Origin of the sequence: Streptomyces sp. NPDC047002, from assembly GCF_040704505.1 — a bacterium.
In the GTDB taxonomy this organism is placed as follows: Bacteria; Actinomycetota; Actinomycetes; order Streptomycetales; family Streptomycetaceae; genus Streptomyces.
Map to the genome: position 1 here is coordinate 172,261 of NZ_JBEYWC010000009.1, position 19,095 is coordinate 191,355.

Sequence of the window (19,095 nt, forward strand, 5' to 3'; positions counted from 1 at the left end):
GGGTGCGCCGGTGGACCCGGCGCTCGGGCTCATGGTACGTATGACCTCACGAAGTTATACGTAACACTTCACGGGGATCACCCGACCAGGGAGGCACAGGCGTGGGAGCCACCGGATATCTGGAGCTGCTGCGGGCGCCGCACGCGGCGCGGCTGCTCACCGGCACGCTGGTGGGCAGGCTGCCCAACGCCACGGCGCCGATCGCCGTCGTGCTGTTCGCCCGGGCCGACGGCGGCAGCTACAGCCTCGCCGGCGCCCTGGCCGCCGTCTACGGCCTCGCCAACGCCGTGGGCCAGCCGCTGCTCGGCCGCGCCGTCGACCTGCGCGGCCAGCCCCGCGTCCAGCTGCCCGCGGCCGTCGTCTCGGCGCTCGGCATGGCGCTGCTCGTCGCCGCGGGCACCGGGACGCCGGCGTCGGCGTTCGCCGCGGTCGCCGTCGCGGGCCTGTGCACACCGCCCCTGGAGGGCGGGCTGCGCGCCCTGTGGCCCGGCGTGCTCGGCAGGACGGACCGCGTCCACCGGGCGTACGCGCTGGACGCGGTGGCCCAGGAGGTCATGTTCACCGTGGGGCCGCTGCTGGTCACCGCCCTCGTGGCGGTCGCGTCCCCGGCGGCCGCGCTGCTCGTGGTCAACGCGGTCGGCGTGCTCGGCGCGCTCTCCGTGGTCGTCTCCGGACCCTCCCGGGCCTGGCGCTCCGCCGACCGCGAGGCACACTGGCTCGGCGCCCTGCGCTCGCCCGGCCTGCTCGCGCTGCTCGGCGCCTTCCTCTTCGTCGGGGCCGCGCTCGGCTCGATCACCGTCGCGGGCGTCGCCTACGCGGACGGCGCAGGCGGCGACTCCGTGTACGGCTGGCTGATGGCCGCACTCGGCCTCGGCGCCCTGCTCGGCGGCGCCGTCTACGGGGCACGCGACTGGACCGGCGTCCCCGAGCGCAGGCTCCTCGCCGTCGTGGCGCTCCTCGCGGTCTGCTACCTGCCGCTCGCCCTCACCCCTGGCACCGTCGCCATGGTGCTGCTCTCCGTGCTCTCGGGCGTCTTCCTCGCGCCCTCGCTCGCCTGCGCCTTCGTCGTGGTGGACCGGCAGGCCCCGCGGGGCACCGTCACGGAGGCGTTCTCCTGGCTCGTGACGACCTTCGGCGTGGGCTCCGCGCTCGGCACCGCCGTGGCGGGCCCCGTGGCCCAGCACGCCGGCACCTCCGCAGCCTTCGCGGTCGCGGGGGCCGCCGGGCTCGCCGCCCTGCTCGTGCTGGCCGCCACCCGGCGGGCCCTCGCCGTCCCCGCGGGCCCCGGGAGCGGGCGGGCCCCCGCGGAAAATGATCGAAGTGACGCGCCCGAACACGGTTTCAGCTCAGGCCATCAGGCGTAATGTTCAGACATGGACCGCCGCATTTTCGGGCTGGAGAACGAGTACGGCGTCACGTGCACGTTCAGGGGACAGCGCCGACTGTCACCTGACGAAGTGGCGCGCTACCTCTTCCGCCGTGTCGTGTCATGGGGCCGCAGCAGCAATGTCTTCCTGCGCAACGGCGCCCGTCTCTACCTCGACGTGGGCTCGCATCCGGAATACGCCACCCCGGAATGCGACAACGTGACCGAGCTGGTCACGCACGACAAGGCCGGTGAGCGCATTCTGGAGGGCCTGCTCGTCGACGCGGAACGCCGCCTCCACGAGGAGGGAATCGCGGGCGACGTCTACCTGTTCAAGAACAATACGGATTCGGCCGGAAACTCCTACGGCTGCCACGAGAACTATCTGGTGGCGCGCCACGGCGAGTTCTCGCGTCTCGCGGACATCCTCATTCCGTTCCTCGTCACGCGCCAGCTGCTGTGCGGCGCGGGCAAGGTGCTCCAGACGCCACGCGGCGCCGTCTACTGCGTCAGCCAGCGCGCCGAGCACATCTGGGAAGGGGTCAGCTCGGCGACGACCCGCTCCCGGCCGATCATCAACACCAGGGACGAGCCGCACGCGGACGCCGAGCGCTACCGCAGGCTCCACGTGATCGTCGGCGACTCCAACATGTCGGAGACGACGACCCTGCTCAAGGTCGGCGCCACCGATCTGGTGCTGCGGATGATCGAGGCGGGCACCGTGATGCGCGACCTCACCCTGGAGAACCCGATCAGGGCCATCCGCGAGGTCAGCCACGACATCACGGGGCGCCGCAAGGTGCGCCTCGCCAGCGGGCGCGAGGCGTCAGCCCTGGAGATCCAGCGCGAGTACTACGAGAAGGCCGTCGACTTCGTCGAGCGCCGCGACATCCGCACCGGCACCGTCGACCGCGTGCTCGAACTGTGGGGCCGCACCCTCGACGCGATCGAGACCGAGGACCTCGACAAGATCGCCACCGAGATCGACTGGGTCATGAAGTACAAGCTCATCGAGCGGTACCGCGAGAAGCACAACATGACCATGTCGCACCCCCGGGTCGCGCAGATAGACCTCGCGTACCACGACATCCACCGCCGCCGCGGCCTCTACTACCTGCTGGAGAAGAAGGGCCAGGCCGCGCGCGTCGCGAACGACCTGCGGATCTTCGAGGGCAAGTCGGTGCCGCCGCAGACCACGAGGGCGCGGCTGCGCGGCGACTTCATCCGCAGGGCCCAGGAGCAGCGGCGCGACTTCACCGTCGACTGGGTCCACCTCAAGCTGAACGACCAGGCGCAGCGCACCGTCCTGTGCAAGGACCCGTTCCGGTCGGTCGACGACCGGGTGGAGAAGCTCATCGCGGGGATGTGACGGGGCGCGCGTGAGTCCCTCCCGGCCGTGGGCCCCGTACGAGTGCGTACGGGGCCCACGCCGTGCGACGAGGGTGACGGGTGGGGGAAGAGTCGTAGAGTGGCGGCCACCGATCTAACGCCTACCCCACGAGGACCCACTGTGCGACGCAGTCTTGCAGCCTTGCTGATCGTGCCGGCCTTGGTGCTGACCGCAGCCTGCAGCGGTGACAACAAGAAGGACGACGCGGCGTCTTCGGCCGCGCCGAGTCCGAGCGCGTCCGCACCCGCGAAACCCCCGACGCCGGTCGGCTCGGCCGACCCGATGCCGTCCGTCAGCGGCGCGTCAGGCAAGAAGGCCGACATCAGCGTCCCGAAGGGGAAGCCGACCGACAAGTTCGTCGTCCACTCCCTGTCCCAGGGCAGCGGCCCGGCCATCAAGAAGGACCAGCTCGTGGTCGCCGGCTTCACCGCCAAGGTGTGGGGCGGCAAGGACCTCGGCAGCTCGTACGACAAGGGCGCGTCCCCCCAGGTGATCCCGGCGGGCTCCCCGCAGATCATCCCCGCGTTCTCCCAGGCCGTCGTCGGCCAGAAGGTCGGCAGCCGCGTCCTGGTGGTCGCCCCGCCGACGGCCGGCTTCGGCAGCCAGGGCAACCAGCAGCTCGGCGTCAAGGGCAGCGACACGCTCGTGTTCGTCCTGGACATCCAGAAGACCCTGCCCAAGCAGGTCAGCGGCTCCCAGTCGGCCGTTCCGAAGGACTTGCCGCAGATCAAGGCCGACGCCGCGGCCCCTGCCACCATCCAGGTGCCGAAGTCCGACCCGCCGAAGGACCTCGTCAAGAAGACGCTCATCCCCGGCAAGGGCGCGACCGTCAAGAGCGGCCAGACCGTGGTGATGCAGTACACCGGCGCCGCCTGGAAGCCCAACGAGGGAAAGTCGCCCGCCAAGGCGTTCGACAGCTCCTTCAACAGCGGGGTGCCGCTGACCACGGCCATCGGCACCGGCGCCGTCATCAAGGGCTGGGACCAGGGCATCGTCGGCCAGAAGGTCGGCAGCCGCGTCCTGCTGGTGATCCCGCCGAGCCTCGGCTACGGCAACCAGTCACCGAGCCCGGACCTGCCCAAGAACTCGACCCTGGTCTTCGTCGTGGACATCCTCGGCGCAGTGTAAGACTTGGGCGGTTCACCAGAGCAACGCGTACAACCCGCGAGGAGCAGTGCAGTGAAGAACGAGAAGCCCGAGGTCGACTTCCCCGGCGGCGAGCCGCCCGCCGACCTGGAGATCAAGGACCTCTGGGAGGGCGAGGGCGCCGAGGCGAAGGCCGGCGACACCGTCGCCGTCCACTACGTGGGCGTGGCGTTCTCCACCGGTGAGGAGTTCGACTCGTCCTGGAACCGCGGCACCCCGCTCAGGTTCCAGCTCGGTGTCGGCCAGGTCATCTCCGGCTGGGACAAGGGCGTGCAGGGCATGAAGGTCGGCGGGCGCCGCCAGCTGATCATCCCCGCGCACCTCGCCTACGGGGACCAGGGCGCGGGCGGCCGCATCGCCCCAGGCGAGACGCTGATCTTCGTCTGCGACCTGGTCGCGGTCTGATCATTTCCGTTCGCGAGAGGGCCCGTGCCGGTCGGCGCGGGCCCTCAGCTTTTCCAGGTCCGCCCGGGGGCGGTACCGTCGACCAGCACAGGCACCACACGGAGGGGCGTCGATGGCCATTGCCAAGGCAGAGCGGCTGATGAACCTGGCGCTGTGTCTGCTCGGGACCCGACGCCCCCTCAGCAAGCGCGAGCTGCGCGGCTCCATCGAGGCGTACCTGGAAGCGGGCACCGACGACGGCTTCAACCGGATGTTCGAGCGGGACAAGGACGACCTGCGCGAACTCGGCCTCGTCATCGAGACTGTCGAGGGGCTCGACGGGGAGACCGGCTACCTCGCTCGCCGCGACAGCAACCGGCTGCCCGCCATCACCCTGGACGCCGAGGAGGCCGCGGCGCTCGGCGTCGCCGCACGCGTCTGGCAGCAGGCGCGCCTCGCGGGCGCGGCGAGCGGCGCCCTGCACAAGCTGCGCGCCGCCGGCATGCCGGAGGCCGAGGACAGCTACGAGGCGCACCACAGCGCCCTCGAACCCCGCATCCCCGTGCACGAGGCCGCCTTCGAGCCGCTGATGCTCGCCTGTCGCGACCGCAGGCCCGTCTCCTTCGACTACCGCAAGGCCAGCGCCGCCCGCCCCGAGCAGCGGCAGGTCGAGCCCTGGACGCTGGAGTGCTGGCGCGGCCACTGGTACCTGGCGGGCCATGACCGCGACCGCGGCGCCGAGCGCGTCTTCCGGCTCTCCCGGATCAGCGGGCGCGTCAGGACGCGCAGCGGCTCCTTCACGGCGCCCGTGCCCGACGTCTCCACCGTCCGGGAGACCGTCGAGACCTGGGCGGGCGAGACCGCGACCCGCTCGGCCCTGATCAGGCTGCGGGCCGGGGCCGGCTACCCGCTGCGCGCCAAGGCGCTCTCCTCCCGCGAGCTCGGCGACGGCTGGGACGAGCTGGAGATCCCCTACGGGCACGGCCTCGACGCGTGGCTCGTCGAGTTCGGCCCCGACGTGGTCGTCAGGGAACCCGCCGATCTGCGGGCCGACGTCGTGGACCGGCTGCGCGCCGTGGCCGCGGGCTGAGAAGGGGACACGCACCATGGCCACCGCCAACGGCAACGCCATCGACCGCACCAGACGCATGCTCTCGCTCGTGACCTATCTGCGCGAGCGTCCTGGCGCCCATGTCTCCGACGTGGCCAGGGCCTTCGGCATCAGCGAGGACGAGCTCATCGCCGACCTGGACGTGCTGCCCATGTGCGGCACCAGCTTCCGCGGCGGCGACCTCCTCGACATCGACACCGACGGCGACCGCATCTGGTGGCACAACCCCGACGACGTCGCGGAGCCGCTGCGGATCGCCGCCGACGAGGCCACCGCGCTGCTCGTCGCCGCCCGCGCCGTCGCGACCCTGCCGGGGCTGCGCGACGGCGACCGGGAGGCGCTGCTGCGCGCCACCGCCAAGCTGGAGGCCGCGGCGGGCGAGGCCGCGGGCGCCAGCTCCCGGCTCTCCGTCACCTTCGAGTCCGAGGGCGGGGTCTTCGCCGACGTCGACCGGGCCATCTCCGAACGGCGCAGGCTCTGGCTGCGCTACTACTCGCCCGCGCGCGACGAGCTGACCGAGCGGGAGGTGGACCCGATCAGGCTGTTCGCCGTCGGCCACACCTACCTGGAGGGCTGGTGCCACCTCTCCGAGGCCCGGCGCACCTTCCGGCTCGACCGCGTCGCCGAGATCAAACTGCTCGACGAGCCCGCGGCGCCGCCCGCCATCGAGCCGCGCGACCTGTCGGAGGGGCTCGTCCAGCCGTCCGCCGACGACCCCGAGGTCGTCGTGGAGGTGGGCCCGGGCGGGCGCTGGGTCGCCGAGTACTACCCGCACGACAGCGCCGACGAGCTGCCGGACGGCGGCCTGCGCATCACGCTGCGCACCCCCGCGCCCGCCTCGCTGCGCCGCCTCGCGCTGCGGCTCGGCGGCGAGGGCCGCATCGTCTCGCCGCCCGACCTCGCCGAGAGCGCACGGCAGGCGGCGCGCGACGCGCTGGCCGCGTACGAGGGTGCGGGCGGCACCAAAGACACCGGCGTCCGCCCGTACGAGGACGGAGAGGCCCCCGAAGACGCCGCCGCACGGCCGCACGCCGCCCACCCGCAGGGCACCCCCCACGCGCCCGCGGACCGCGCAGGCCTCCAAGGCCGCGAGTAGAAGGAGACCCGGGAACCATGCCCCCCACGCCCGACGGGTCCGACACGCCCGGTCCTGCCGACCACGCGCCTGAGGACGAGCTCACCGCCGTCGCACCCGTGCGCTTCAAGGCCGCCTGCCCCGAGTGCCGGGCCGGCTTCGAACTGCCGGCCGACGCCTTCCTGCTGGCCATAGGAGCCAGCAGGCGCACCACGTCCTACTCCTTCACCTGCCCGGACTGCGAGGCCTCGGTCCGCAAGCCGGCGGGGGAGCGGATCGTGGAACTGCTCAGCGAGGGCGGCGTCAGGACGCTCCGCCTGCACAGCGTCGCGGGCACCGCGGGGCGTGCGCCCGGCGGCGCCGCCGGGTGACCTGAGGCACTAGGCTCTCGCCCATGCTCTGGCCCATGCTCGCGATCGCCCTCGGGTTCTGCGGGACCGCCGTGCTCGGTGTGCTCGCCGTCCGCGTCTTCCTCGAAACCGAGCGGCTCGGCCGCCAAGTGGCCCACACCACCGACCGGATCAACCGGGCGGCCACGGACCTCGAACGGGCCGCCGAGCGGATGGCCGCGTCGGGCGAGGCGCTGCGATAGGCCGGCGCGCGGCCCGGGCGCCGCACGGGGATCCCGCGGCGGCCCGCATTTCTCCGCCCCCTCCTGGAATGCGTGTTCGGCGGGTACGCTGGCGTCCGTGGCCCAGCGAGCGAGGCATTGGGCCGCGTGCGGAAGTACGCACAGGGATTGCCCGGGGTTCATCCCCGGGCGTTACGATCCTTGCGTAGGACACCGGTCGGGCACCCGTCCGCCCTGTGTGACGCAGGCCCCCCATGCCGCCTCGGTGAGAAGGTAACCATTATGTTCGGAAGGCTCGGCGCCCCCGAGATCATTCTCATCCTCGTCGTGATCGTCCTGCTGTTCGGTGCGAAGAAGCTTCCGGACATGGCGCGTTCGCTCGGCAAGTCCGCCCGCATCCTCAAGAGCGAGGCGAAGGCGATGAAGTCGGACCAGGGCCAGAGCGCCCCCGCCGACCCGCCGCACGACGCCGAGGCCCAGCGCACCATCAAGGCCGCGCCCGGCGACGTGACGACCGCCCGCCCGGTCACCGAGCCCTCGGACACCACCCAGCGCTGAGCCGTACCGCACCAAGGGCCAGGAGCGGCGCCGCCTGCCGGCGTGTGTCCGCCGCACGAGATGAGGAAGTGGGTTGGCCAGCTCTGCCCGCAAGCAGCAGAAGGACCCCGAGGGTCGCATGCCCCTCGTGGAGCACCTGAGAGAGCTGCGCAACAGGTTGGCGAAGGGCCTCCTGGCGATCGTCGTCGTCGCCTGTGTCGCCGGGTTCTTCTACAACGACATCATCAACTTCTTCACCCACCCGGTCCTCCAGTCCGTCGGGTGCTCGGGTGACTTCACCTCGCTCGCCCACCACAAGGGCCAGCCCTGCGCCAACATCACGATGAACGGCCTGCTCGGCCCGTTCTCGCTGGCCCTGAAGGTCACCCTGATGGCGGGCGTCGTGTGCGCCTCGCCGATCTGGCTGTACCAGCTGTGGGCGTTCATCGCCCCCGGCCTGCACCGGCACGAGAAGAAGTACGCCCTCATCTTCGTCGGCAGCGGCGTGCCGCTGTTCTTCTTCGGCGCCTTCTTCGCCTACGAGGTGCTGCCGACCACGGCCAAGGTCCTCCTCGACTTCACGCCGAACAACATCGCCAACCTGCTGCCCCTCGACGACCTGCTCGACCTCGTCACCCGCATGGTCCTCGTCTTCGGCCTCTCCTTCGAGATGCCGCTCCTGCTGGTGATGCTGAACTTCGTCGGGATCCTCAGCGCGCAGCGGATGCTCGGCTGGTGGCGGCTGATGATCATGGGGATCACGGTGTTCGCCGCGGTGGCCACCCCCAGCACCGACCCGCTGTCGATGCTGGCCCTGGCCGCGCCCATCTGGATCCTCTACTTCGCCGCCTGCTTCGTCGCCTACCTCAACGACCGGCGCAAGCGGCTGCGCGACGAGGGCGGCCCCGACGACGACGAGGCCTCCGACCTCGACCTGGCCCCGCAGCGCGTCGAGCCCGTCGAGCCGGTCGCCTCCGCCCCCGCTCTGCCGGAGCAGTCCGAGGGGCACCGGGTCAACGGCTTCGACGACGTGACCTGACCCGCCAGCGCCGTCCGGCCCCCGGCTCCCCGCACGCCGTGTGCGGGGAGCCGGGGGCGTACCGGGCACCGGGTACCGGGGCGAAAGACCGAGGTGAGTGTCCGAGGTGGCGGGTAGGCTCGTGGGCGAGATGACAGAGGACCTTTCTCCCGCCGAGCGCTATGCGGCCGCCCGCATCCGCAACGCCGTGCAGGCCACCGCGCTCGCCCCCTTCCGTGAGATGTACGAGTTCGGCCTCGACCCCTTCCAGATCGAGGCGTGCGAGGCCCTTGAGTCGGGAAAGGGGGTGCTGGTCGCCGCGCCGACCGGCTCGGGCAAGACCATCGTCGGCGAGTTCGCCGTGCACCTGGCCCTCAGAGAGGGCCGCAAGTGCTTCTACACGACGCCCATCAAGGCGCTGTCCAACCAGAAGTACGCGGACCTCGCCGCCCGGTACGGCGCCGACAAGGTCGGCCTGCTGACCGGCGACAACAGCGTCAACGCCGACGCGCCGGTGGTCGTCATGACCACCGAGGTCCTGCGCAACATGCTCTACGCGGGCTCCCAGGCGCTCACCGGACTCGGCTATGTCGTCATGGACGAGGTGCACTACCTCTCCGACCGGTTCCGCGGCGCGGTCTGGGAAGAGGTGATCATCCACCTGCCGGAGTCGGTCACGCTGGTCTCGCTCTCCGCGACCGTCTCCAACGCCGAGGAGTTCGGCGACTGGCTGGACACCGTGCGCGGCGACACCGCGGTCATCGTCTCCGAGCACCGGCCCGTGCCGCTGTGGCAGCACGTCCTCGCGGGCCGCAGGATGTACGACCTCTTCGAGGAGGAGACCGACCACGGCGGCCGCGGCGAGGCCAAGCGCGAGGTCAACCCCGACCTGGTCCGCATGGCGCGGATGGAGAACCAGCGCACGTACAACCCGCGCGACCGCAGGCGCGGCAGGATGGTCCGCGAGGCCGACCGCGAGCGCGAGCGAAGACAGCGCAGCCGGATCTGGACGCCGTCGCGGCCCGAGGTGATCGACCGGCTGGACGCCGAGGGCCTGCTGCCCGCGATCACGTTCATCTTCAGCCGGGCCGGCTGCGAGGCCGCCGTGCAGCAGTGCCTCTACGCGGGCCTGCGGCTCAACGGGGAGGCCGCGCGCGCCGAGGTCCGCGAGATCGTCGAGCAGCGCACGTCCTCCATCCCCACCGAGGACCTGCACGTCCTCGGCTACTACGAGTGGCTCGAAGGGCTCGAACGGGGCATCGCGGCCCACCACGCCGGCATGCTGCCGACGTTCAAGGAGGTCGTGGAGGAGCTGTTCGTCCGGGGCCTGGTCAAGGCGGTCTTCGCCACCGAGACGCTGGCGCTCGGGATCAACATGCCCGCGCGCACGGTGATCCTTGAGAAGCTCGTCAAGTGGAACGGCGAGCAGCACGCCGACATCACGCCGGGGGAGTACACCCAGCTCACCGGGCGTGCGGGGCGGCGCGGCATCGACGTCGAGGGCCATGCGGTGGTGCTGTGGCAGCGTGGGATGGACCCGGGTGCCCTCGCCGGGCTCGCGGGCACCCGCACGTACCCGCTGCGCTCCAGCTTCCGGCCCTCGTACAACATGGCGGTCAATCTGGTGGGGCAGTTCGGGCGCCACCGGTCGCGCGAGCTGCTGGAGACGTCCTTCGCGCAGTTCCAGGCGGACCGGTCGGTCGTCGGGATCTCCCGGCAGGTCCAGCGCAACGAGGAGGGCCTCGCGGGCTACCGCGAGGGCATGACCTGCCACCTCGGCGACTTCGAGGAGTACGCGCGGCTGCGCAGGGAGCTCAAGGACCGGGAGAACGAGCTGGCGAAGCAGGGCGCGGCGCAGCGCAGGGCGCAGGCGGCCGCCTCGCTGGAGAAGCTCAGGCCGGGCGACGTGATCCACGTGCCGACCGGCAAGTTCGCCGGTCTCGCCCTGGTGCTCGACCCGGGCGTGCCCGCCGGCCGTGCGGGCGGGCACCGCGGACACGCGGGCGTGGAGTACCACGAGGGCCCGCGGCCGCTGGTGCTGACCGCCGAGCGGCAGGTCAAGCGGCTCGGCGCGATCGACTTCCCGGTGCCGGTCGAGCCCCTCGAACGGATGCGCATTCCGAAGTCGTTCAACGCGCGCTCGCCCCAGTCGCGCCGCGACCTGGCGTCGGCGCTGCGCACGAAGGCCGGCCACATCGCGCCCGAGCGGCACCGCAAGCAGCGCGCGGCGGCCGCCGACGACCGGGAGATCGCCCGGCTGCGCACGGCGCTGCGCGCCCACCCGTGCCACGGGTGCAGCGAGCGCGAGGACCACGCGCGGTGGGCCGAGCGCTACCACCGGCTGACCCGGGACACGCGGCAGCTGGAACGCCGGATCGAGGGGCGTACGAACACCATCGCGCGGACCTTCGACCGGATCGTCGGGCTGCTCACCGAGCTCGACTACCTGCGCGGCGACGAGGTCACCTCGCACGGCAAGCGGCTCGCGCGCCTCTACGGCGAGCTCGACCTGCTCGCGAGCGAGTGCCTGCGCGAGGGCGTGTGGGAGGGGCTCGGGCCCGCCGAGCTCGCCGCGTGCGTGTCGGCGCTGGTCTTCGAGTCCCGGCAGACCGAGGACGCGGTGGTGCCGAAGACGCCCTCGGGCCCGGCCAAGACGGCGCTCGCCGAAATGGTCAGGACCTGGGGCAGGCTCGACGCGCTGGAGGACGAGTTCCGCATCAACCAGGCGGAGGGCGTCGGCCAGCGCGAGCCGGACCTGGGCTTCGCCTGGGCCGCGTACATGTGGGCGTCCGGCCGTGGCCTCGACGAGGTGCTGCGGGAGGCGGAGATGCCGGCGGGCGACTTCGTGCGCTGGTGCAAGCAGGTGATCGACGTGCTGGGTCAGATCGCGGCGGTCCCGTCGTCCGACGGGTCCACGGTCGCGCGCAACGCGCGCCGGGCGATCGAGGGCATGCGGCGCGGCGTGGTGGCGTACAGCTCGGTGGGCTGAGCGGTGCCTGCCCCGGTGCGGCGGCGGGCGCGACCCGGCGCACCGGGGCCGCACGGGCCGCCGCGCTCAGGCACCCCTGGCCCGCAGGAAGCGGTCGCGGCCGGCCGCCAGGTCCACCACCGGCTCCGGATAGTCGAGCGCGGCGCGCTCTGCCTCGGGCAGGCGCCAGGGCCGGTGCACGGCAGCGCCCGCCACATCGGCGAGTTCGGGCACCCAGCGCCGCACATAGGCGCCCCGCGGGTCGAACCGCCTGGCCTGGGTGAGCGGGTTGAGCACCCGGTTGGGGCGGGTGTCGGTGCCGGTGCCCGCGGCCCACTGCCAGTTGAGCTGGTTGTTCGCGAGGTCGCCGTCGACGAGCAGGCTGAGGAAGTGCTCGGCGCCGAGACGCCAGTCCGCGTAGAGCGTCTTGGTGAGGAAACTCGCGACGAGCAGGCGCGCCCTGTTGTGCATCCAGCCCTCGTGGCGCAGCTGCCGCATCGCCGCGTCCACCACCGGATAGCCCGTGCGGCCCTGTCGCCACGCCTCGACCGCCCGGTCCGTCGCGGCCCCCGTGGACCAGCGGTCGCCCCTGTCCCGGTAGTCGGACCAGGAGGCCGCGGGCCGTGCGGCGAGCACCTGGTGGTGGAAGTCGCGCCAGGCGAGCTGCCGTACGAAGGCCTCGGCGCCCGCGCCGCCCTTGCGGCCGGCCCGCTGCACCAGCTCCGCCGCGGAGAGGCAGCCGAAGTGGAGGTAGGGCGAGAGCCGTGACGTGGCGTCGCCCGCGAGGTCGTCGTGGCGGTCCTCGTACTCCGCGATGCCGGAGCGCAGCCAGGCCGTGAGCCGCTTGCGTGCCGCCGTCTCGCCGCCCTCGGGCACTTCTGGGGAGACGCCGGCGACGTCGGACCTGCGGGGCGGCTTCTCGCCCTTCACCCGCGGGACGTCCACGGACCTGGGCGCGCCGTGTGCCGTGCGTACGCCCTCCTGCTGCCAGCGCCTGAAGTAGGGGGTGAAGACGGCGAAGTGGTCGCCGGAAGCGGGGGTGACACGGCCCGGCGGCAGGGCCGTGACCACGGCGTCGTGGGCGTGCAGCGCGCACCGCAGGCCGGTGAGCGCCTCGCGCAGCCGCTGCTCACGGCCCAGCGCGTACCCGCTGACCCCGGCGGCGACATGCACCTCGTGCGCGCCGGTCTCCCGCACCACCCGGCAGACCTGGTCGACGGTTTCACCCGTACGGACGACGAGGCGGCCGCCCCGCTCGCGCAGCTCGGCGTCGAGCGAGGCGAGGCAGTCGGCGAGGAACGCCCGCCGGTTCGGCGCGTCGAACCCGGCGCGGTGGATGCCGTCGTCGCGCACGAACAGCGGGACCACCTGGTCTGCGGCTCGCAGCGCGGCATGCAGCACGGGCTGGTCGTGGACGCGCAGGTCGGAGGTGAAGAGGGCGACGGCAACGGTCATGCCGCGCATTCTCGCGGGGCGCGGCCCCGGAGCGCGGACCTCGGGCCGCCCGCGCGGCGCGGCCGCGCGGGCGGGTCGGGCTCAGGCCGGGACCTGGCCCTCCTGCTCGCGCTCCACCTGGGCGTTCCACTCGCGCTTGACGGCGCGCCACGCCTCGTCGTCGTGGCCGTGCCGCCAGTACCCGGAGAGGGACAGGCGCTCGACGGGCACCTTGCGGTCGTGGCGCAGATGGCGGCGCAGCTCCTTCACGAAGCCGGCCTCGCCGTGGACGAACGCGTGCACGGCACCCTCGGGGAAGTCCAGCGCGCGCACCGCGGCGACCAGTGCCTCGCCGACCGGGCGGCCTGCGCGGTGCAGCCAGGTCACCTCGACGCCGTCGGGGCAGGCGATCTTCTGCTCCTCCTCGGGGCCCTCGATCTCCACGAACGCGTGCACCGGGGCCCCCGCGGGGACCCGTTCGAGGGAGGCGGCGATCGCGGGGAGCGCGCTCTCGTCGCCGGCGAGCAGGTGCCAGTCGGCGTCCGCGGACGGCGCGTAGCCGCCGCCGGGGCCGAGGAAGCGGAGCGTCTCGCCGGGTTGTGCACCGGCGGCCCAGGGGCCGGCGAGCCCCTCGTCGCCGTGGACGACGAAGTCGATCGTCATCTCCAGCGCGTCCCGGTCGAAGGCGCGCACCGTGTACGTGCGCGTCGTGGGCCACTGCTCGCGCGGGAACTCCGCGCGGATGCGCTCCATGTCGTAGGGCTCGGGGTAGGCGACGCCCGGGGCGCCGAAGACCACCTTCACGTAGTGGTCGGTGAACTCGCCGCACTCGACGGCGGCCAGCCCTTCTCCGCCGAGCACGACCCGCACCATGTGCGGAGTGATGCGCTCGGTGCGCAGCACGCGCGCCTCGCGGACCGTCGGTGCCTTGCGGCGCGGTTCCTCCGCCACGGCCAACTCCCCTGATCGTTGTGGGCTATCAGATTAGGCTTACCTAAGTTAACACCTCAGCGGGCGAGCGTGGAGAGGAGCCGTGTCAGCGATCCGCCGAGCCCCCACCGGCGCGCCAGGGCGTCCAGCGCTTCCGGGTCGCGCGGCGCGGCGGGCAGCGCGGTGTCCACCGCGGGCAGCGGCACGTCGGAGGCGACCCGCACGACCCGCGGCGCGACCGCCAGATAGGGGCGCGCCTCGCCGATGCGCTTGCGCTGGGCGGGCGTGAGCCCGCTGTGCGGGTCGTCCGCGGCGGCGAGGATCCCCGCGAGGTCGCCGTGGGCGTGGAGCAGCTTGGCCGCGGTCTTCTCGCCGATGCCGGGCACGCCGGGCAGCCCGTCGCTCGGGTCGCCGCGCAGCAGCGCCAGGTCCGCGTAGCGCGCGCCGGAGACCCCGTACTTCTCCCGCAGCACCGCCTCGTCGGTGAGCTGGAGCGTGCCGACACCCTTGAGGGGGTAGAGGACGCGCACCCCGCGGGCGTCGTCGACCAGCTGGTAGAGGTCGCGGTCGCCGGTGACGATGTCGACGGGGCCCGTCGCCCGCGCGGTGAACGTACCGATCACGTCGTCCGCCTCGTAGTCCGCGGCGCCGGCGCGCGCGATGCCCAGCGCGTCCAGCACGTCCTCGATGACCGGGACCTGCGGCGAGAGCGTGTCGGGAACTTCCTCGACATCGGTGCCTTCGCCGCCGACCGGGGCCTCGGCTGCGACCCGGTGCGCCTTGTAGGAAGGGATGAGCTCGACCCGCCACTGCGGGCGCCAGTCGGCGTCCATGCAGGCCACGAGCGCGTCCGGCCGGTGGTCCTGGACCAGCCGTGCGATGAAGTCGAGCAGGCCGCGCACGGCGTTGACCGGGGTGCCGTCGGGGGCGCGCACGGAGTCGGGCACGCCGTAGTACGCGCGGAAGTAGAGGGAGGCGGTGTCGAGGAGCATCAGGCGTCGCGTCACGCCGCCGATGATGCCGTACGGCACCGACAGCCGGGGTTGACCGTGAACACCCGGGATGTCCCGCGTGCAAGAGCGAGGCGCCCGATTAGTATGATGTAAATCACATAATTGTTTGGTCTGTACAAGTGAGGGCAGGCGCGCAGCCGGAGCGGACCAGCCTCCGGCCCAAGGCGGCCGGACGGCCGGCGAAGCGGGCAGACCCCGTGCCGCTCCACGGCTCGCCCGGCGGGGGTGGCGGGCCGTTTTCCGGTTCGACCCGTGAGGTTTATGTGTCCAGGCTGCAAGCCGAGCACTTGTACAAAGTGTTCGGCAGACGACCCGATGAGGCCGTGACGAAGCTCCGCGAAGGCGCGGACCGCGAGGAGCTTCGCGCGGACGGAACGACGGCCGCCGTCATCGACGCATCCTTCACAGTCGAGCCGGGGCAGATCTTCGTGGTGATGGGCTTGTCGGGCTCCGGCAAGTCCACCTTGCTGCGCATGCTGAACGGCCTGCTCGAACCGACCGACGGGCGGGTCCTCTTCGACGGGCAGGACCTCACCGCCCTGTCCAAGGAGGGGTTGCGCTCCGTCAGGTCGACCAAGATCAGCATGGTCTTCCAGCACTTCGCCCTCTTCCCGCACCGCAGCGTGCTGGAGAACGCGGCCTACGGCCTGGAGGTCCAGGGCGTGCCGCGCAAGCAGCGCGAGGCGAAGGCCCGCGAGTCCCTGGAGCTCGCGGGGCTCGGCGGCTGGGAGGACTCCTGGCCCGACGAGCTGTCCGGCGGCATGCAGCAGCGCGTGGGCCTCGCCCGCGCGCTCGCCACCGACGCGGACCTGCTCCTCATGGACGAGTCGTTCAGCGCCCTCGACCCGCTGATCCGCCGTGACATGCAGGACCAGCTCCTGACGCTCCAGAAGAGGCTGAAGAAGACCATCGTCTTCATCACGCACGATCTGAACGAGGCCATGCGCCTCGGCGACCGGATCGCCGTGATGCGCGACGGGAAGATCGTTCAGCTCGGCACCGGGCAGGACATCCTGGTCACCCCGGCCAACGACTACGTCGCGTCCTTCACCCAGGACGTCGACCGCTCCCGCGTGCTGACCGCGGGCGCCATCATGGCCGACCCCGAGGCCGCCTTCGGCACCCGTACGGACTCCGGCAAGGAGCTGCGCACCGCCGAGGACGTTCTCGCCGCCGCGCCCGCCACGGTCTCCGAGGACACGCCGATCATCGAGCTGTTCACGCCCTGCTCGACCAGCGCGGCCCCGGTCGCCGTCACCGGCGAGGACGGCGGGCTCGTCGGCGTCGTGCCGCGGTCCCGGCTGCTCGCCGTGCTCGGCGAGCCCATGACCCCGCCGGACTCCGACGAGGGGGCGGGCGCCGAGGGCGCCGCCGCCGACGCGGACTCCGCCACGGGCAAGGCGGTGGCCAGTGCCTAGGATCCCGCTGGGCGACTGGGTCGACAGCGCGGTGAACTGGCTCCAGGACAACCTGTCCTGGCTGTTCGACGCGGTGTCCTGGCTCGTCAACCACCTCTACGACTGGATATTCGACGTCCTGTCGGCCCCGCAGCCGCTGCTGCTCGCGGGCATCTTCGCCGTCATCGCCTGGTGGCTGCGGAGCCTGTCCGCAGGTGTGCTCGCCTTCATCGGCTTCGCACTGATCGACTCCATCGAGTTGTGGGACCACTCGATGCAGACGCTGTCGCTCGTCCTGGTCGCCACGGTCCTGACCCTGGTGATCGGCGTGCCGCTCGGCATCTGGGCCGCCAGGTCCAAGACCGTCAGCTCGGTGTTCCGGCCGATCCTGGACTTCATGCAGACCATGCCCGCCATGGTCTACCTGATCCCCGGCGTCATCTTCTTCGGCGTCGGCGTCGTGCCCGGCATCATCGCGACGATCGTCTTCGCCCTGCCGCCCGGCGTGCGCATGACCGAGCTGGGCATCCGCCAGGTCGACGAGGAGCTGGTCGAGGCCGCCGACGCGTTCGGCACGCCCCCGCGCCAGACGCTGCTGCGGGTGCAGCTGCCCCTCGCCATGCAGACGATCATGGCCGGTGTCACCCAGAACGTGATGCTCGCGCTCTCCATGGTGGTCATCGCAGGCATGGTCGGCGGCGGCGGCCTCGGCGGCGACGTCTTCCAGGCCATCGGCAACGTCAACATCGGCCTCGGCTTCGAGGCCGGCATCTCCATCGTCATCGTGGCGATCTACCTCGACCGGATGACCGGCGCGCTGGGCCAGCAGGTCTCGCCGCTCGGCCGCCGCACCCTCGCCAAGGCGCGGGAGATGGCCAGCGGGGTCGCGGGGCTCAAGGTCTGGAACCACCGGCCGCAGCCCGTCGTGGCGCTCGTCGGCGTCGTGGTCCTGGCGCTCGCCGCAGGTGGCATCGGCCTCTTCGGCGGCTCCGACTCCGGCACCGCCAAGGTCGCCGACACGCGGGACGTCGGCCACGGCAAGTCCGTCAGCATCGGATACATCCCGTGGGACGAGGGCATCGCCACCACGTACCTGTGGCAGGAGATGCTCCAGGAGCGCGGCTACAAGGCCGACGTCAAGCAGTACGACGCCGGCGCGCTCTACCAGGGCCAGGCCAACGGCCAGATCGACCTGCAGACCGACTCCTGGCTGCCCACCACGCACGCCGCCTACTGGAAGAAGTACGGCAGCAAGCTGGAGGACATGGGCAAGTGGTACGACCAGACCTCGCTCGAGGTCTCCGTCCCGTCGTACGTCAAGGGCGTCAAGTCCATGGCGGACCTGAAGGGCAAGAGCAAGGAGTTCGGCGGCCGGATCATCGGTATCGAGCCGAGCGCCGGTGAGATGGGCCTGCTCAAGACGAAGGTGCTCAAGGCGTACGGCCTCGACAAGGAGTACACCGTCACCGACGGCTCCACGCCGAGCATGCTCTCCGAGCTGAAGCGCGACTACGCGCAGAAGAAGCCGGTGGCCGTCGTGTTGTGGTCCCCGCACTGGGCGTACAGCACGTACAAGCTCACCAAGCTCGCCGACCCCAAGAACGCCTGGGGCAAGGGCGACAGCATCCACGCGCTCGCCCGCAAGGGCTTCACCGCCGACAACCCGGCCGTGGCCGGCTGGCTGAAGAACTTCCACATGAGCGAGACCCAGCTCAGCAGCCTCGAGGCGGAGATCCAGAAGTACGGCACCGGCCACGAGCCCGAGGCGGTCAAGGCCTGGCTCAAGGCCAACCCGGGCGTGGTCGACAAGTGGGCCCCCGTGCCCCAGCAGAACAAGGCGGTCGCGGCGGCCGTCGCCAAGGAGGCCGGCCGCCCGCTGAACGTCGCCTGGTTCCCCTGGGACGAGGACGTCGCGGCCACCTACCTCTGGAAGGAGGTGCTGGCCAAGCGCGGCTACACGATGAACCTCAAGCAGTTCGACGTGGGCCCGATGTACACGGCGCTCGCCAGAGGCCAGCTCGACGTGCAGTTCGACGGCTGGCTGCCGTACACGCAGAAGCCGTACTGGGACAAGTACCACAAGGACCTGACCAAGATCGGGTACTGGTACGGGCCGACCTCCCTGGAGGTCGCGGTGCCCAGCTACGTCAAGGGCGTGAAGTCGTACAGCGACCTCAAGGGCAAGGGCAAGGAGTTCGGCAACCGGATCATCGGGATCGAGCCGGGCACCGAGGAGATGAACCTCCTCAAGCACAAGGTCCTGCCGACGTACGGCGTCGACAAGGAGTACAAGGTCGTCGACGGCTCGACGCCCGGCATGCTCGCCGAGCTCAAGCGCGACTACGCACAGAAGAAGCCGGTCGCCGTCGTGCTGTGGTCCCCGCACTGGGCGTACAGCACGTACAAGCTGACCAAGCTCGCCGACCCGCAGAAGGCGTTCGGCACCGGTGACAAGCTGACCACTGTGGCCAGCAAGAAGTTCCCCCAGCAGTACCCGCAGCTGACCAAGTGGCTGAAGGACTTCCACATGTCGGACGCGGAGCTGGGCGGTCTGGAGAGCCAGATCAAGAAGGCGGGGACCGGCCACGAGGAGGACGCCGTCAAGGCGTGGATGGCCAAGAACCCCGGCATCGTGGACAGGATGGCCCCGATGTAGCACGGTGTGCGGGCCTCCCGGCGCACCCGGGAGGCCCGTCGCCCGGCACGGTGAGCGGCGGCCGGAAACGCTGCGTCGAGGGGTGAGCACCCGTTGTGA

The 19,095-nt window shown here is 71.7% G+C and carries 16 protein-coding genes; 13 read left to right on the plus strand and 3 right to left on the minus strand.

What is annotated here, in order from left to right; genetic code table 11:
* Window positions 1-101: 101 nt before the first annotated feature.
* The 11 genes from AB0910_RS12080 (at window position 102) to AB0910_RS12130 (ending at window position 11,587) form a co-directional block, all read left to right on the plus strand.
* A complete protein-coding gene (locus AB0910_RS12080) occupies window positions 102-1,364 on the plus strand; it encodes an MFS transporter (RefSeq protein WP_366744435.1) in 1,263 nt (420 codons plus the stop codon).
* Window positions 1,365-1,373: 9 nt separating this feature from the next.
* The gene (gene pafA, locus AB0910_RS12085; protein WP_366744436.1) at window positions 1,374-2,735 is read left to right on the plus strand and encodes a Pup--protein ligase; all 1,362 of its coding nucleotides are present in this window, start codon (window positions 1,374-1,376) and stop codon (window positions 2,733-2,735) included.
* 162 nt (window positions 2,736-2,897) lie between these two features.
* A complete protein-coding gene (locus tag AB0910_RS12090; protein ID WP_366744437.1) occupies window positions 2,898-3,884 on the plus strand; it encodes an FKBP-type peptidyl-prolyl cis-trans isomerase in 987 nt (328 codons plus the stop codon).
* Between the two features lie 51 nt (window positions 3,885-3,935).
* On the plus strand, window positions 3,936-4,307 hold the full coding sequence (locus tag AB0910_RS12095; RefSeq protein ID WP_366744438.1) for an FKBP-type peptidyl-prolyl cis-trans isomerase: 372 nt from the start codon (window positions 3,936-3,938) through the stop codon (window positions 4,305-4,307).
* 112 nt (window positions 4,308-4,419) lie between these two features.
* Complete coding sequence (locus AB0910_RS12100) at window positions 4,420-5,376, plus strand: WYL domain-containing protein (protein WP_366744439.1); 957 nt, start codon at window positions 4,420-4,422, stop codon at window positions 5,374-5,376.
* 16 nt (window positions 5,377-5,392) lie between these two features.
* Window positions 5,393-6,493 carry a WYL domain-containing protein gene (locus AB0910_RS12105; protein ID WP_366744440.1) on the plus strand — a complete coding sequence of 367 codons (1,101 nt, stop codon included), beginning with the start codon at window positions 5,393-5,395 and terminating at the stop codon, window positions 6,491-6,493.
* A 17-nt stretch (window positions 6,494-6,510) separates the two neighbouring features.
* Entirely contained in the window at window positions 6,511-6,843 is a 333-nt protein-coding gene (locus AB0910_RS12110) for a hypothetical protein (RefSeq protein ID WP_366744441.1), read from the plus strand.
* Window positions 6,844-6,866: 23 nt separating this feature from the next.
* Window positions 6,867-7,064 (plus strand): hypothetical protein, encoded by a 198-nt coding sequence (locus AB0910_RS12115; protein ID WP_366744442.1) that lies wholly within the window; start codon window positions 6,867-6,869, stop codon window positions 7,062-7,064.
* Window positions 7,065-7,325: 261 nt separating this feature from the next.
* Window positions 7,326-7,601, plus strand: a complete 276-nt coding sequence (gene tatA / locus AB0910_RS12120) for a Sec-independent protein translocase subunit TatA (RefSeq protein WP_366744443.1) — start codon at window positions 7,326-7,328, stop codon at window positions 7,599-7,601.
* Between the two features lie 73 nt (window positions 7,602-7,674).
* Window positions 7,675-8,619: a twin-arginine translocase subunit TatC gene (gene tatC, locus AB0910_RS12125; RefSeq protein WP_366744444.1), complete on the plus strand. Its 945-nt coding sequence runs from the start codon at window positions 7,675-7,677 to the stop codon at window positions 8,617-8,619.
* A gap of 130 nt (window positions 8,620-8,749) precedes the next feature.
* The gene (locus AB0910_RS12130) at window positions 8,750-11,587 is read left to right on the plus strand and encodes a DEAD/DEAH box helicase (protein WP_366744445.1); all 2,838 of its coding nucleotides are present in this window, start codon (window positions 8,750-8,752) and stop codon (window positions 11,585-11,587) included.
* A gap of 66 nt (window positions 11,588-11,653) precedes the next feature.
* On the opposite strand, the gene AB0910_RS12135 is transcribed toward AB0910_RS12130, so the two are convergent.
* The 3 genes from AB0910_RS12135 to AB0910_RS12145 all read right to left on the minus strand — a co-directional run bounded on the left by AB0910_RS12135 (window position 11,654) and on the right by AB0910_RS12145 (window position 14,961).
* Window positions 11,654-13,021, minus strand: coding sequence for a deoxyribodipyrimidine photo-lyase (locus AB0910_RS12135; RefSeq protein WP_366744446.1), 1,368 nt, complete (start codon window positions 13,019-13,021; stop codon window positions 11,654-11,656).
* An 81-nt stretch (window positions 13,022-13,102) separates the two neighbouring features.
* On the minus strand, window positions 13,103-13,951 hold the full coding sequence (locus tag AB0910_RS12140) for a siderophore-interacting protein (RefSeq protein ID WP_366744447.1): 849 nt from the start codon (window positions 13,949-13,951) through the stop codon (window positions 13,103-13,105).
* Window positions 13,952-14,007: 56 nt separating this feature from the next.
* On the minus strand, window positions 14,008-14,961 hold the full coding sequence (locus AB0910_RS12145) for a 5'-3' exonuclease (protein ID WP_366744448.1): 954 nt from the start codon (window positions 14,959-14,961) through the stop codon (window positions 14,008-14,010).
* A gap of 245 nt (window positions 14,962-15,206) precedes the next feature.
* Between AB0910_RS12145 and AB0910_RS12150 the strand changes: the two genes are divergently transcribed.
* Window positions 15,207-16,361 (plus strand): glycine betaine/L-proline ABC transporter ATP-binding protein, encoded by a 1,155-nt coding sequence (locus AB0910_RS12150; protein WP_366744449.1) that lies wholly within the window; start codon window positions 15,207-15,209, stop codon window positions 16,359-16,361.
* The gene (locus AB0910_RS12155) at window positions 16,354-18,996 is read left to right on the plus strand and encodes an ABC transporter permease/substrate binding protein (protein ID WP_366744450.1); all 2,643 of its coding nucleotides are present in this window, start codon (window positions 16,354-16,356) and stop codon (window positions 18,994-18,996) included. The genes AB0910_RS12150 and AB0910_RS12155 overlap by 8 nt, the downstream gene beginning before the upstream one ends.
* The last annotated feature ends 99 nt before the right edge of the window (window positions 18,997-19,095 follow it).

What these genes read in the sequence shown, in the direction of transcription:
- pafA (WP_366744436.1), top strand. Translation starts at nt 1,374, where the DNA reads ATGGACCGCCGCATTTTCGGGCTGGAGAACGAGTACGGCGTCACGTGC.
- AB0910_RS12100 (WP_366744439.1), top strand. Translation starts at nt 4,420, where the DNA reads ATGGCCATTGCCAAGGCAGAGCGGCTGATGAACCTGGCGCTGTGTCTG.
- AB0910_RS12105 (WP_366744440.1), top strand. Translation starts at nt 5,393, where the DNA reads ATGGCCACCGCCAACGGCAACGCCATCGACCGCACCAGACGCATGCTC.
- AB0910_RS12110 (WP_366744441.1), top strand. Translation starts at nt 6,511, where the DNA reads ATGCCCCCCACGCCCGACGGGTCCGACACGCCCGGTCCTGCCGACCAC.
- AB0910_RS12115 (WP_366744442.1), top strand. Translation starts at nt 6,867, where the DNA reads ATGCTCTGGCCCATGCTCGCGATCGCCCTCGGGTTCTGCGGGACCGCC.
- tatA (WP_366744443.1), top strand. Translation starts at nt 7,326, where the DNA reads ATGTTCGGAAGGCTCGGCGCCCCCGAGATCATTCTCATCCTCGTCGTG.
- AB0910_RS12130 (WP_366744445.1), top strand. Translation starts at nt 8,750, where the DNA reads ATGACAGAGGACCTTTCTCCCGCCGAGCGCTATGCGGCCGCCCGCATC.
- AB0910_RS12135 (WP_366744446.1), bottom strand. Translation starts at nt 13,021, where the DNA reads ATGACCGTTGCCGTCGCCCTCTTCACCTCCGACCTGCGCGTCCACGAC.